12 protein-coding genes are annotated in these 13830 nt (G+C 38.8%); 8 read left to right on the top strand and 4 right to left on the bottom strand.

What is annotated here, in order from left to right; genetic code table 11:
* Positions 1 to 16: 16 nt before the first annotated feature.
* Positions 17 to 406 (top strand): RidA family protein, encoded by a 390-nt coding sequence (locus RM539_RS12280; RefSeq protein ID WP_311503695.1) that lies wholly within the window; start codon positions 17 to 19, stop codon positions 404 to 406.
* Between the two features lie 33 nt (positions 407 to 439).
* On the opposite strand, the gene RM539_RS12275 is transcribed toward RM539_RS12280, so the two are convergent.
* Positions 440 to 805 (bottom strand): methylglyoxal synthase, encoded by a 366-nt coding sequence (locus tag RM539_RS12275; RefSeq protein WP_311503694.1) that lies wholly within the window; start codon positions 803 to 805, stop codon positions 440 to 442.
* A gap of 3 nt (positions 806 to 808) precedes the next feature.
* Complete coding sequence (pfkA, locus tag RM539_RS12270; RefSeq protein WP_311503693.1) at positions 809 to 1795, bottom strand: 6-phosphofructokinase; 987 nt, start codon at positions 1793 to 1795, stop codon at positions 809 to 811.
* 350 nt (positions 1796 to 2145) lie between these two features.
* Here pfkA and RM539_RS12265 point away from each other — a divergent pair, with 350 nt between their 5' ends.
* A complete protein-coding gene (locus RM539_RS12265) occupies positions 2146 to 2475 on the top strand; it encodes a hypothetical protein (protein WP_311503692.1) in 330 nt (109 codons plus the stop codon).
* Positions 2476 to 2597: 122 nt separating this feature from the next.
* Here the strand turns inward: RM539_RS12265 and RM539_RS12260 are convergent, their stop codons facing one another.
* A complete protein-coding gene (locus tag RM539_RS12260) occupies positions 2598 to 7001 on the bottom strand; it encodes a translocation/assembly module TamB domain-containing protein (RefSeq protein WP_311503691.1) in 4404 nt (1467 codons plus the stop codon).
* Positions 7002 to 7095: 94 nt separating this feature from the next.
* Here RM539_RS12260 and tsaD point away from each other — a divergent pair, with 94 nt between their 5' ends.
* From tsaD to RM539_RS12230, 6 genes are read left to right on the top strand one after another with little or no spacing between them, the layout of a single operon-like run.
* On the top strand, positions 7096 to 8118 hold the full coding sequence (gene tsaD / locus RM539_RS12255; protein WP_311503690.1) for a tRNA (adenosine(37)-N6)-threonylcarbamoyltransferase complex transferase subunit TsaD: 1023 nt from the start codon (positions 7096 to 7098) through the stop codon (positions 8116 to 8118).
* Positions 8119 to 8121: 3 nt separating this feature from the next.
* On the top strand, positions 8122 to 8829 hold the full coding sequence (locus RM539_RS12250; RefSeq protein ID WP_311503689.1) for a 16S rRNA (uracil(1498)-N(3))-methyltransferase: 708 nt from the start codon (positions 8122 to 8124) through the stop codon (positions 8827 to 8829).
* A 48-nt stretch (positions 8830 to 8877) separates the two neighbouring features.
* The gene (locus tag RM539_RS12245) at positions 8878 to 9522 is read left to right on the top strand and encodes a DUF4159 domain-containing protein (protein WP_311503688.1); all 645 of its coding nucleotides are present in this window, start codon (positions 8878 to 8880) and stop codon (positions 9520 to 9522) included.
* Complete coding sequence (locus tag RM539_RS12240; RefSeq protein ID WP_311503687.1) at positions 9519 to 10043, top strand: TrmH family RNA methyltransferase; 525 nt, start codon at positions 9519 to 9521, stop codon at positions 10041 to 10043. The genes RM539_RS12245 and RM539_RS12240 overlap by 4 nt, the downstream gene beginning before the upstream one ends.
* A gap of 12 nt (positions 10044 to 10055) precedes the next feature.
* Positions 10056 to 11144, top strand: coding sequence for an AI-2E family transporter (locus RM539_RS12235; protein WP_311503686.1), 1089 nt, complete (start codon positions 10056 to 10058; stop codon positions 11142 to 11144).
* 10 nt (positions 11145 to 11154) lie between these two features.
* Positions 11155 to 12333 carry a class I SAM-dependent methyltransferase gene (locus RM539_RS12230; RefSeq protein ID WP_311503685.1) on the top strand — a complete coding sequence of 393 codons (1179 nt, stop codon included), beginning with the start codon at positions 11155 to 11157 and terminating at the stop codon, positions 12331 to 12333.
* A gap of 215 nt (positions 12334 to 12548) precedes the next feature.
* On the opposite strand, the gene flxY is transcribed toward RM539_RS12230, so the two are convergent.
* Positions 12549 to 13829, bottom strand: coding sequence for a flexirubin biosynthesis putative acyl-CoA ligase FlxY (flxY, locus tag RM539_RS12225; protein ID WP_311503684.1), 1281 nt, complete (start codon positions 13827 to 13829; stop codon positions 12549 to 12551).
* Position 13830: the final 1 nt, after the last annotated feature.

Raw genomic sequence — 13830 nt, 5'->3', positions numbered from 1 at the left:
TTTTAAAATTTAAAACATGAAGAAAATAATTAAAACCAATAATGCACCTGCACCAATAGGACCTTATAACCAGGCTGTTTTAAGCGGGAATATGCTTTTTGTTTCCGGACAAATTGCTATTAATCCCGAAACCGGAAAACTTGAAACTGATGATCTTGCCTCGGAGACAAAGCTGGTAATGGAAAACTTAAAAGCTATACTTGCTGAAGCAGGAATGAATTTTGAAAACGTCATTAAAACATCAATTTTTATAAGTGATATGAATAACTTCAATAAAATAAATGAAGTTTACGGAACTTATTTTGATACAGAAACTGCTCCTGCAAGAGAAACTGTAGAGGTGGCCAATCTTCCAAAATTTGTAAATGTTGAAATAAGTGCTATTGCAGTAAAGTCTTCATTTTAGGCCCAGGAAATGATTACTCACTGTTATAAAAGATTATAAACCCTGTATCAGCAATTTTGCTGTTGCAGGGTTAGTGGCCAAAGGGACATCGTGTACATCACACAGGCGCATCAGCATAAAGATATCGGGCTCGTGTGGATGTTTATCTAAAGGATCACGAAAAAATATTACCATATCAATAAGGCCTTCCGCAATTCGGGCAGCAATTTGTGCATCTCCGCCCAGGGGTCCTGAAAGTAATTTTTCCACCGTAAAGCCTGCCAGTTCCGTTTTAGCGCCGGTAGTTCCTGTGGCTATAAGGTTTAATTCTTTAGACTGAAGCGTCTCCCTGTGCTCATTCAGAAATTGAACCATTTCTGCTTTTTTACCATTATGAGCTATTATTGCGATTGTTTTCATGACTTAAGTAGATAAAATATCTGATATTCTCAATAAATCCTTGTTCACTTTATGTTCAGTTTGTAAAGCTTCCATTATGCCGGTAGCCTGAATTTCATTATTAATGATTCCTACCATCATATCCCTTTTCCCATCCTTCAGAAGCTCTACTGCTTTTACACATAAACGGCTGGCCAGTACACGATCAAAACAGGTGGGCCTTCCTCCTCTCTGGATATGCCCCAGGACGGTTACTTTGGCGTCATAGTAAGGAAGGTTTTCTTTTACATATTCAGCTAATTCAAAAACATTTTTCCCAATTTTATCCCCTTCAGAAACCACAACAATACTTGATGTTTTTCCAGATCTTCTACTTCTTTCCAATGAATTCAGCAAGCGCTCCAGTCCTAAGTCTTCTTCAGGAATAAGTATTTCTTCAGCCCCTGCACCAATTCCACTGTTCAAAGCAATAAAACCAGCATCCCGGCCCATCACTTCAACGAAGAATAAACGGTTGTGTGAGCTGGCTGTATCTCTTAATTTATCTATAGCCTCCACTACTGTATTAAGTGCGGTATCATATCCAATAGTATAATTTGTACCAGAAATGTCATTATCAATGGTTCCGGGAACTCCAATACAGGGGATATTATGCTCTTCGCTTAAAGCAAGTCCACCTTTGAAGGTTCCGTCACCGCCAATCAGGATTAATGCGTCTACTTCAGCCTCCTTTAATTTTTCTGCAGCTTTAGCCCTCCCTTCTTTGGTTTTAAATTCTTTTGACCTGGCAGATTGTAGCATAGTCCCTCCATAAGTGATGATATTACGAACACTACGGGCATTTAAAGGCATATAATCACCATCAATAATCCCCTGGAAACCACGATAAAACCCCACACAATCGGTATGATAATAGGCGCATGTTCTCACTACTGCCCTTATTGCTGCATTCATCCCCGGGGCATCGCCTCCGGAAGTTATTACTCCAATTTTTTTAATCCTACTAGTCATAAAATAGTCCTTAATGTATCTGAAAAAGATTAGGTGTAAATCTAAATACAAATAGATTTATGGCAAAATATTCCTAAACCTTAGAAAAAATAACTTTAAAAAAAATTCCATAAAAGTATCTTTTTTATCGATTACAGTAATACCAACTTTCACCTTGTTAACGCGGAAAACACTATGAAATCCATTTTTTAGGAGAAAAAATCGTAAGAAAAATTAGACAATTTTTTTAATTGTTTAAGAATTTATTAATTATAACATCTTGGAATAGTGTTAGTTAAATTTGTATTTACGTCATCTTCTATGGATAATTTTTATTTATTTTACTGGTACATTAACCATTCTAAATTATTATGCAGTATAAACCAACCAAGGGATTCCTGTATGTTCCCAGCCGTCCTAAACCTTCTTTAAAAGGCGCAACAAAAATCGATTTCGATTATTGCTTTTCGGCCCGTTATTTTGAAGAAAACGTTTTACTTGATGTGACTACAAAAATTATTGCTGAGTATGACCAGGTGTACACGCGCATTTCCAACCATCTAATTAAACGAGGTGAAGTTAAAACCTGTATAAAGGAATGTATACTTACTCATCTTTTACGAATGGGTATATCCAGGAAGAGGGCAAATTTTCTCTTGCAGGATTTTAATTTAAGTCCCAGAAAAATCCAGTTTCAGTAAATTCAGAAAAGGCTGATGCACCATAATAAATAATAATACAGGTTAGTTACATTTGGGGAGATGTACTAATCTAAAAAGGGGGTAAAATTTATTTTACTCCCTTTTTTTATAACGCCTCTGCTTTATTCTTCCGGAAATGTAATATAATCTGGCGCTAAAGATTCTTCTGTTGCTTGCTCCTGCTCTTCTTCTTTTTTTGCTTTAGCCAATTCTTTGTCGGCAATTTTGCGAATTAGTTCTTTAAAAGTATCAAAATCTACAGAATAAGCCAGCCCTATCCCCTGAGTAAATCCTATTTCCTCTCCAATAAACTGTATATTGTTCTCCCGATTAAAAACCTTCGCCCTTAGTGATCCATCCTCATTCAGCAGAAAATCAATTTCCACATTACCAATAATCAGTGATTCTGTTACTCCTCCTATGGGAACCCCCACCTGTCCATTTATCAATACCCTGTCACTAATTTGTGTAGATAAGGTAAGCCCGAAGCGATCTACAGTTTGCTGGTCCGGAGTACGGTCGCCCTGTACATAATTAACCCCTACCTGAAATTTGCCATCTTCATCTGCAAAAATATCATTCACTATACTTGATGCCCGTTCTGCCAGAGTTCCGGTTATTGCATTTTGCCTTAACCCAAATTCACTGTAGAAAGCTCCCTGAGTAACAAGAAACAGTGCCTGCAGCTCTTTGCTTGCCCTGTCATCTATACGGTATTCCAATTCTGAACGTACCACAGAGCTGGCACTTGGGAAATCAATATCAAAACCGATATCCGGCTGAACAATCTGGCCCTGAAGGTTGATAACCACTTCCACCGGAATTTTTCTGTTAACAGAAGGATTTTCCAGTAACACCGAAGGATTCGCGTCCAGCTGATAAACCGCACTCACATCAAGCTCTGCCTGTACAGGGTTACCATCCCAGTTAATACTACCACCAGATCTTACCCGGAATACCTTCTGCACAAGTCCCGCATATTTAAAATTATATACACCTTCATATACAATGAAATCCCCCCACATGTTAAATTTTCCATTGGTGTTTATTTCCAGTAAAAGGTTTCCTGCACCACGGCCTCGTAAGGTGCTCCCACTGGTTTTGTCTACCACCACTTCCACTTCAGCTTCATTGGTCACATTGAGATCAAATACCATTTCAATTCCCTTTACTTCAGGAATTATAATTTCCTGACCTGCCATTTTTGCTGCCTTTTCTTCCGGACTTAAAAAATGGATATAAGAATTATCACCTACAGATTCGGTATCGTTTAAAGGAATTTTAAAAACGGTACCACGTTCGGTCGTAGCGTTTACTTCCATTACCAGCTGGTCTGTGGACCCTTCAATGGAAGCATCTCCGCTAATAAAAGCTGTCCCGTAATAAAGCGCATCTTCTTCGGCATCGGTATTTAATACCAGTAACCGATCGGTGGTAATATCCAGGTTAAGAAACCATTCTGAAAAATTCCTGTGAGAAATATTGCCGTTAAGCCTGCCACTGGTATTAAATTCAGTATCGGTAATCCTGATGTTATTAAAATTAAACTGCTGTTCGGTTAGATTTACCTCGGCGGCGTCCTGAAACCTGTAATCCACTTCCAGGTAAGGAATACTTAATCCCGCATCTTCCAGAACAAGCTGACCACTAAACTCGGGGTTTTTATAATTACCAGCCACTTTGGCCGTTCCAGTTGCCCGCCCGCGAATATTGCTAATAGCCTCTCCTCCAAGGGGGCTAAAAGCAGCCATATCCAGTTTTTCCAGATCCAGGTTTAAATCTATGGTGGGTTGTGCGCCACTAACATTAATGTTTCCTACTGCATTCAGGGATTCAAAACCTTTATTTTTTAAATGTGCATTAATGGCATAATTGGTTAGGTTCTCATTGCCCTCTACATCTATATTAAGGTTCCCAAGCAAATTGTTATTAATATCAAGGGAATCTATCCTCAGGGAAGTGTTTGGATAATAGGCGTTGTTTTCCTGGACCAGATCGAGTTTCCCATTTACCCTCCCGGCCAGCTGCAATTTTTCCAATGAGGGGGTAATTTTACCAAGATCTACATTATCAAATTCCATATTAAAATCTTTATAAGTAGTATCCCTCATTACACCACTTAACCTTATTTCTTCATTTTCATGACTCATTACTAAAGAGTCTATCACGATATTGCGAAAATCATCTTCAATAACAATTTTGTTACTTTTATTGCTCTCTTCATTCAGGTACCATACATTGTTCTTAAACTTAAGATCCGATCGCTGTACACCTACAACAGACTGGTTTTCTTCATTTATGGTATGAAACAGATTAATGTTGAAAACATCGGCATTATTTTGCCCACCCTGGAATTCTGAGCGGATGAACAGGGTATCCCGCTGCGTAACATTGATAAAACTGAACTCAGAAAAATTATAAAGATCTGTTGCCACGCTATCGGCTTCAAAATAAGTATTGTAAATTGGATTTGTGTTGTCTACCTGAAGGTTAACCTCTTCAAACATATTTTCAAAAGCTTCAATTTTTGGGGACCTAAAGGCAACCCTGAATTCAGATTCATCAGATTCCACCCTTCCGCGCACAAAGGTATTGGGAGCCAGTGTTATTTCAGGATAAAAAACCTCTACGATTTTATTGTAGATATCGAAATTGAATTCCATATACTGATTGGTGGTAATGGTCCTGGGCTCATAATTTGTATAAATACTCCCCAGGGAATTGAGAAAAAGCGATTCCACTTCCCTAAGCTGAAAGATCCCTTCCACCTGCCCGCTAATTACATCGGGAGAATTTATGGCAATGGTGCGTACGTTTCCTTCAAATGAAGAAACAATGCTGAAATCATCAAAATAATACAGGTCATTTTGATTCCTGTAGGAGGTATTCAGCAGGAGAATATTTCCAAAGGCATTATCTATATTCGTACCTTTCATATTCATGATCACATCCCCTTTAAAGATGGAAGTGCTGTCCCGGGAAATAAAATTAAGGGCACTTAAATTGGCATACCCTACCCCTGCCTCAAAATCATATACGTTAATATCTTCTGAAACATCTACAAGCCCGTTAAATTCCATTTTCAGGTTTGGATCATTGGAAACAAGGTTGCCGTTAAATACGGGATTTCTTAAATTCCCGATTATCCTGATGTTTTTATAGGTATAATTGTTAAAATTAATTTTTGAAATAGCACCACGAAGCTGGGCATTTATATTTTCCTTCTGAAAGCCTTTCCCATCCACGTCAAGATTAAAGCTGGTTTTTCCCAGGTTTTCATTATCCACCAGGCGGCCTACATTAAAATCTTTAAAAATAAGTTTGCCTTTATAAGTGGCGGCATTGGAATTGTCGAAATGTCGAAGTACAAAATCTGCATCGGCAAAGCCCAGCTGGGTGTTTATAAGAATATCGGCAACAAGAGAATTAGCGGTTAGCACAGCCTCTCCGCTCATCCTGATACTTCCAAAATCCCTTATATTTTCCGGCAGGTTTCCCTGCAATGGGCCGGGAAGCAAATTAACAAGATCATAATAATTGGAATTAAACTCTTCAAAATTCCCGGAAATCTGAAAATCTTCAGCTTCCTGGGAAAAAGCTCCCTGCACTTCAAGATTGCCATAAACCGCACTCCTGTCCATACCTTCCAACTCAAGATTTTCAAGATAGAAGTCGTTTAGGGTCCCCGTCATTTGGGTATTAAAATTAATTAGTTCTCCGGTTCCGAAGCCGTCAAAGAATACCTGAAGGTCTGTACTGGAAATTGTTGATTCCCTGAAAGCAGCATTAAGCTGCACCTTATTTTCAAAATCTGAAAACTGTTCGCGCGTATAATCGAAATTAAGATCTCCCTGGACAGTAGATTCAGGAGTTTTAAGAAGCAGGTTCTGCAACTCCATGTGGTTGGGAGTATAAGTAAATTCCGTATTCATATCACTTACCGTAATCCCCCGGCGCTCTTCGGCCCTTAATGAGGTAATATCCACAGTAATAAGCTCTCCGTCCACCAACAGGTTTTCGGCATAGATATTAAGATTATCCATCAGCAATACATTTTCGGTATCCAGATTTTCATCTCTGTAACTATAATGGCTGTTCAGGATTTGCACATCACCTACCCGTAATTCAAAAGGAGAAGGCGGTTTACCGGTGGGGTTTTTCTTCAGTTTAGATATTAGCAGGCTCAAATTGTCCCTGCTTTCCCCCTCATAGCGTTTCATCTTAAGCTTAAGGCTTTCAATAATTGTATTACCAAAATCGGGCTTATTATTTATGAGGTTTCGGATGCCTAAAATAGAAGTTGAAACCTCCCTGGCATAAAGAAGCGTGTCCTCATGGTGGTCTTTAACGTAAACCCCATTCACTTTAATATCTCCAAAATAGGAAAGGCTAACGCTGTCTACATTAATATCAATATTGTTATTTTTTCGAAGGCTATTGGTGAGTCTTTCGGCAACTGAAGTTTGTACTGTGGGAATGGAAAATACAATCAGCAAGAGTATGAAGAACAAAAGGAGCGCAATCATTACTCTTTTTAATATTTTCCAGAATTTTTTGATACGGTTTTATGTTTTAAATTTGTACAAAATTAGCAACTTCTATGCCTTTTTCCCATTCCTGATGACACAACAAAAAATATATATGCTTGCTATTGAATCTTCCTGTGATGATACGGCTGCAGCCGTACTTTGTAACGGCAAAATACTTTCAAATATTGTAGCTACCCAGGAGGTACATCAGCAATATGGAGGTGTGGTGCCGGAACTGGCTTCCAGGGCCCACCAGCAAAATATTGTTCCTGTTATTCACCAGGCTATTGCAGCCGCAAATATCGACAAAAAAGACTTATCTGCAATTGCCTTTACACGTGGGCCCGGCCTTATGGGTTCGCTTCTCGTGGGAACTTCTTTCGCAAAATCTCTGGCCATGGGACTGGATATTCCTCTTATTGAAATTAATCATATGCAGGCGCATATCCTCGCTCATTTTATTGAAGAAGAAGGCTTTAAAAAGCCTGAATTTCCTTTTTTGGCGCTAACCATTAGTGGCGGCCATACCCAAATTGTGAAGGTTTCCGATTATTTTAAGATGGAAATAATCGGGCAGACCACAGATGATGCTGTGGGAGAAGCATTTGATAAAAGTGCCAAAATTATGGGACTCCCTTATCCCGGCGGGCCTTTAATTGACAAATACGCCCGGGAAGGCAATCCAAAAGCATTTCCGTTTCCAAAGCCAAAAGTAGCAGGACTCGATTTTAGTTTTAGCGGACTCAAAACAGCTATTTTATATTTTATTCAGAAGCAGACAAAGGAAAATCCTGGTTTTGTTGAAGAAAACCTGAAGGATATTTGCGCTTCCATTCAATATACAATAATTGCCATTTTAATGGATAAGCTGAAAAAAGCTGTGAAAGAAACCGGAATAAAGCAGGTGGCTATTGGCGGTGGAGTTTCGGCCAACAGCGGAATAAGAAATGCCCTGAAGGAAGCCGAAAAAAAGTATGGCTGGAAATGTTTTATTCCAAAATTTGAATATACTACAGATAATGCCGCTATGATCGCTATTGCCGGCCATTATAAATTTCTGAATAAAGAATTTTCAGATTTTTCCACCACCGCACAGGCGCGGTATAAATTTTAACCTATGCAGTTATTTTATCATCCCGGAATAACCAAAAATGACAAACAAATTATCTTCCCTAAGGATGAAAGCAGGCATATTGCAAAGGTGCTTCGAAAAAAAGAGGGTGACCTTCTGGAAGTGACTAATGGCGAAGGATTATTATTTTCTGTAGAATTAAAACAGGCAGGAAATAAAGCGGTTGCGAAAATTCTTAAAGTAACTAAGGAAAAAACCGCTCCCTACTTTTTACACATGGCAGTGGCACCAACCAAGATGAATGACAGGTTTGAATGGTTTCTTGAAAAAGCGACTGAAATCGGCGTTCATGAAATTACGCCCATTATAAGTGACCACAGTGAACGTAAAGTAGTAAAATTAAACCGGTTTGAAAGAGTGTTGCAAAGTGCCATGAAGCAATCTCTCCATTACCGAATGCCCAAACTTAATGAGCCGAAAAGTTTTGCAGAGTTTGTAAATTCAGCTTCGGAAGAAGAAAAATTTATTGCCCATTGTGAAGAAGACAAAGAACGTTTTCTGTTGAAAAATAAAGCAAAGGCAAAGTCCAGTTCTGTTATGCTTATTGGTCCTGAAGGTGATTTTTCTTCCGGAGAAATAAAACTGGCACTGGAAAATAATTTTCAGCCGGTAAGCCTTGGAAACAGCAGGTTAAGAACGGAAACTGCGGCAATAGCTGCCTGCCACACATTTGCTTTGGCAAACCAGGAGTAGTTTTCTTCAATTAAAATTATCTATTTTTAAAGCATAATAAAGTTTAGAATGAAAAAAGCCCTTCTGTTTCTTGGCATTTTTGTACTGGCTCATGCTGCTATTGCACAAAAAATTGCGGTGCTTAAATATAATGGTGGTGGTGATTGGTACGCCAACCCAACGGCTTTGCCAAATCTTATTAAATATAGCAATGAAAATATAGGCACTGCAATAAACACTAAACCTGAAACCGTAACTCCCGGAACAACCGATATTTTTCAGTACCCATTTGTTCACATGACGGGACACGGAAATGTCTTCTTTAGCAAAGAGGAAGCTGAAAACCTGCGGAATTATCTTCTAAGTGGCGGATTTATTCATATTGATGATAATTACGGAATGAACCAATATCTGCCAAAGGAGCTGAAAAAAGTTTTTCCGGAGAAAGAACTGGAAGAATTGCCTGCCAATCATCCAATTTTCAGCAGCTCTTTTAATTTCCCCAACGGATTGCCTAAAATCCATGAGCATGATAACAACAGGCCACAGGCTTTTGGACTTTTTGAAGATAGCCGCCTGATCTTACTGTTTACTTATGAAAGTGATCTTGGAGACGGCTGGGAAAATCAGGAAATTCATAATGACCCTGAAGAAATTCGCCTCAAAGCTTTAAGAATGGGAGCGAATATTATAAAATATGCTTTTGAAAATTGAAATCACAGCTGTCCCACTACCAATCTAATTTTAAAAAAAGGAATTTTCCGCTTGTCCTTATCCTGGATGAAGTTGCCGGGGATGCAAATATTGGAAGTATTTTTAGGTTAGCCGATGCTTTTGGGGTGGAAAAAATAATATTTTGTGGTACTCCTCCCAACTTCCGCAGCAACCGCTTGAAGAAAACTGCCAGAAATACCCACGAATATGTGGCATTTGAAATGTTTGAGACCACCCTTCAGGCACTGGAATATTACCGGGAACAAAACTACAGCATTTTCGCACTGGAAATTACCCATAATAGTTTAGCTTTGGAAACTGCAAATTTCGGGGAACATAAAGCTATAGCCCTGGTGATTGGAAATGAAGCTTTTGGCATTCAGGAAAACATTCTTTCCCTTTGCCATAAAACACTTCATATTAATATGTTTGGTAACAACAGTAGCATGAATGTCGCACAGGCAGCTGCCATTGCTTTATATGAAATTACCAAAAGCATCAATACTTTAGATGAGAAATAATATATTTACGCCGTGAACGCAAAAGAATTTTCTTTCGGAATATTACGGGCAGCCGGGATAATGGTTGGAATAGTTTTGCTTCTCTATTTTCTATACGAAATACAGTCGGTGTTGGTTTATATAGCCATTTCGGGAGTTATTTCACTTGTAGGGAGGCCCATAGTAATTTTTCTTAAACATACCCTTAAGCTCCCCAACCAGCTTTCAGTAATAATGGTGCTGCTAATGGTACTTTCGCTATTTATAGGCATTATTTATGTTTTTGTACCCATTGTTATAGAACAGAGTCAGTACCTGGGCAGGATAGACATGGATGCCTTCAGGAGTGACCTTAACGATCTTAATACGCAGGTAAACAATTATCTGGGAGTCGAGGAAATCAATATTATTGAAGGGCTCAAGCAGAGCGAATTTGTAAGAAATTTTGATATTACCGCTATTCCTAAATTTCTCAACAACGTTTTCAGCCTGCTTGGCGCTACTTTAGTCGCCATATTTTCAATTATCTTTATTTCATTCTTCCTGTTAAAGGATAGCAAATTGATGATAAACAGTATCCTGGTATTTGCCAATCATGGAGATGAGCTAAAATTCCAGAGGGCATTTAATAAAATTAAAATATTACTTTCCAGATACTTTGTAGGCCTTACCATGCAGGTTACTGTGCTTTTTATTCTTTATACCATTTTGCTGAGTGTTTTTGAAATAAGGAATCCTATAGCCATTGCATTTATTTGTGCTTTCCTGAACCTGGTACCTTACCTGGGACCACTTTTCGCCGGAATTTTAATGGCCCTATTTGTAATTTCCAGCAATCTGGGAGCCGATTTTTCTGCAATAATTTTACCGAGGTTAATCTATGTGATGTTAGGTTACGCCATTTGTCAGCTTATAGATAATTTTATTTCACAACCTATGATTTTTGGAGCGAGCGTGCGTTCGCATCCGCTGGAAATTTTCCTTATTATTCTTATAGCCGGCCTCATGTTTGGTATTGGCGGAATGGTTGTGGCAGTTCCCTTTTATACCGCCCTTAAAGTGATCGCGAAAGAATCTTTGAGCGAATACAAAATTGTAAAAAGGCTTACGAGAGACCTCTAAAACCTCTATTTTGAATAAGCAATTATTACAAAATGATGTTCAGGATTTTATAAGGAAAAATCTAAAATCTGATCTTTCAAAGTTAATCCTGAAAGGCAGCCCTTTTCCTGATGTTTCCATTCAGGAGATCGCCGCTCAAATCGCCGGATTAAAAACTGCGGAAAAAAAGCTGCCCACCTGGTTCCAGACTCCGGGAATCCTTTTTCCTCCACGCCTGAACCTCGAACAGACTTCTTCTGAAATTACCGCGAAATATAAAGCCTCTTTGGTTTCAGGAGAAAAATTGATTGATATTACCGGTGGTTTTGGGGTGGATACTTTCCACTTTTCAAAAAAGGCAGAAAAGGTTCAGTATTGTGAAATAAATCAAGAATTAACTGAAATTTCCGGGCATAATTTTGAAGTTTTAGGAGCAGACAATATTAATACTCATCATACCGACGGACTTCAGTATCTGAAAACATCTTCTGAAAATTTTGACTGGATTTTTGCAGATCCTGCCAGAAGAGATGAACATGGCGGTAAAGTTTTTAGGTTGTCCGATTGCCAGCCGGATATTCCTGCTAATCTGAAGTTACTATTTGAGCGTTCTGAAAATATCTTAATAAAAACTTCTCCCCTGCTCGATCTTAGTGCCGGAATAGAAGAACTGGAATCTGTTGCCAAAATCCATATTGTTGCTGTAGAAAATGAAGTAAAGGAATTGTTATGGCTACTGCCGAAAACTCCTTCGGAAGAAGTAAAAGTGAAAACTATTAATTTTCAGAAGAAAGGTAACCAGGAATTTGAAGCTGTTCTTTCCACTAATACGGCAGAGATTGAATTTTCGTTTCCTGAAAAATATCTTTATGAACCCAATGCAGCCATTATGAAAAGTGGAAGTTTCGCTGCCCTGGCTGAAGTTACCGGAACTAAAAAGCTTCATATTAATTCCCATCTATTTACTTCAGAACAAATAAAAAATTTCCCGGGAAGATGTTTTGAAATTATTGATACAGTGGAATTTAGCAGGAAGCATTTAAAGAAAAGCTTTGGAGGTAAAAAGGCCAATATTACAACCCGGAATTTCCCTGAATCGGTTGCTGAAATACGCAATAAGCTCAAGATAAAAGATGGAGGCAAAGATTATCTTTTCTTTACCACAAATCTGAATGAAGAGAAAATTGTATTGCTCTGCAGGAAAGTGTAAATCCAGTATTTCGCCCTAAGCTATAGGCTTTAAGCTTCTGATGAAATTGAAAATAATGTTTCTTTTTCACTCTTTCACTTTTTCCCTCTCCATAAATTTTTCTCCCGCAAATTACACCGATTACCGCAGAAGATAATTAAATGAAGTTTTACCCTTTCTGGCACGAGTAACCTTTTTTCCTCCTTAACTCTTTCACTCTTCACTATTGATAAAAATTACCTGTAATCAATAAAAATTTGCGGTTTACGGCTTTGTTTCGGAAATTTCAATTCTTCAATAACAGCTTTTTCTGTTTCCTCAATTTGTGGTGTAACCTGCAAGCTGGACTTTAGGTGCTCCTTAATTTCCTGCAGTTCTTGCTCTCCTATCCTGCTGATTTTAATAAACAATTCGTCCGTATCCAATGCTCCCGTTCGCGCTTCTATCACAAAGCTTTCAATCCCGCTGAAAGAATTCAGCGCATTAATAATCTGCTGCGGGTAAACGCTGGTTCCTTTCAGCTTCAGCATTTGTTTCTTTCTGCCAATAACCGGGCTAAGCCTTGGGGTATTTCTGCCACAGGCACAGGGTTCCCGGAAAATTTTTACCATATCTCCCGTCGCATAACGAAGCAAAGGCATGGTGCGTGTTTGCAGCGGAGAAACTACAAGCTCCCCAATTTCTCCATCTTCTACAGGCTCTCCCCTATTATTTAAAACTTCAGTAAAAATAAGGTCAGATAAAATATGATTTCCGTGATGCATTTCACATTCGGTAAAAGCCGTAGCCATTTCAGTGGAAGCATAAGTGGAAAAAAGCTCAAGATTCCAAAGTTTCCTGATTCGGGTGGCGAGCCCGTTTAATTCAAGATGTTCATTTCGCAGCGGTTCACCAATGCAAATTGCCGCCTTAACCGAAGAATTTCTGTAATCTATCCCATTAGCTTCTGCAAATTCGATCATTTTCAACAAAAAAGAAGGTACCGCCACCAGATATTTCGGCTGAAACCTTTCTATGGAATCCCATTGTAATTTGGGTAAGCCGCTGCCTGTTCTTACAATTCCCGCTCCGAGTTTGCAAAGCCCCAGGAAATATGCCATTCCGGCCATAAACCGCCGATCCAGTGTAGTAGTGATTTGCACTACATCCTGTTTTTTTACTCCCGCCATCTGAAACGATTTCATTTCATTTGTGGCCAGCCTTTCTAAATCGGCTTCATTTAGCGCCAGGCTTACAGGATCTCCCAACGTTCCAGAAGTGGTCACAAAATCAATTATCTCTTCTTTGGCAACACTTATAAATTCTGAGTTTTGCTGCTGAAGGTCTTCTTTTGTAGTTAATGAAATTCTTCTGAAATCGTTGTACGAAGCAAGCCGCGACAGATCAATTTTGTGCTTCCTGAAAAGCTCCCGGTAAAAAGGGGAATTTCTGGAGGTGTATAAAAGCTGTTCCCTGAGAAAAGCCCATTGCTTTTTCCGGATTTTTTCAGTGTCCCGGTAATACAGTTCCTTCATCATT

The sequence above is a fragment of the Autumnicola musiva genome (genome assembly GCF_031846585.1).
In the GTDB taxonomy this organism is placed as follows: domain Bacteria; phylum Bacteroidota; class Bacteroidia; order Flavobacteriales; family Flavobacteriaceae; genus Autumnicola; species Autumnicola musiva.
This window is presented reverse-complemented; position numbering and strand designations above follow the sequence as displayed.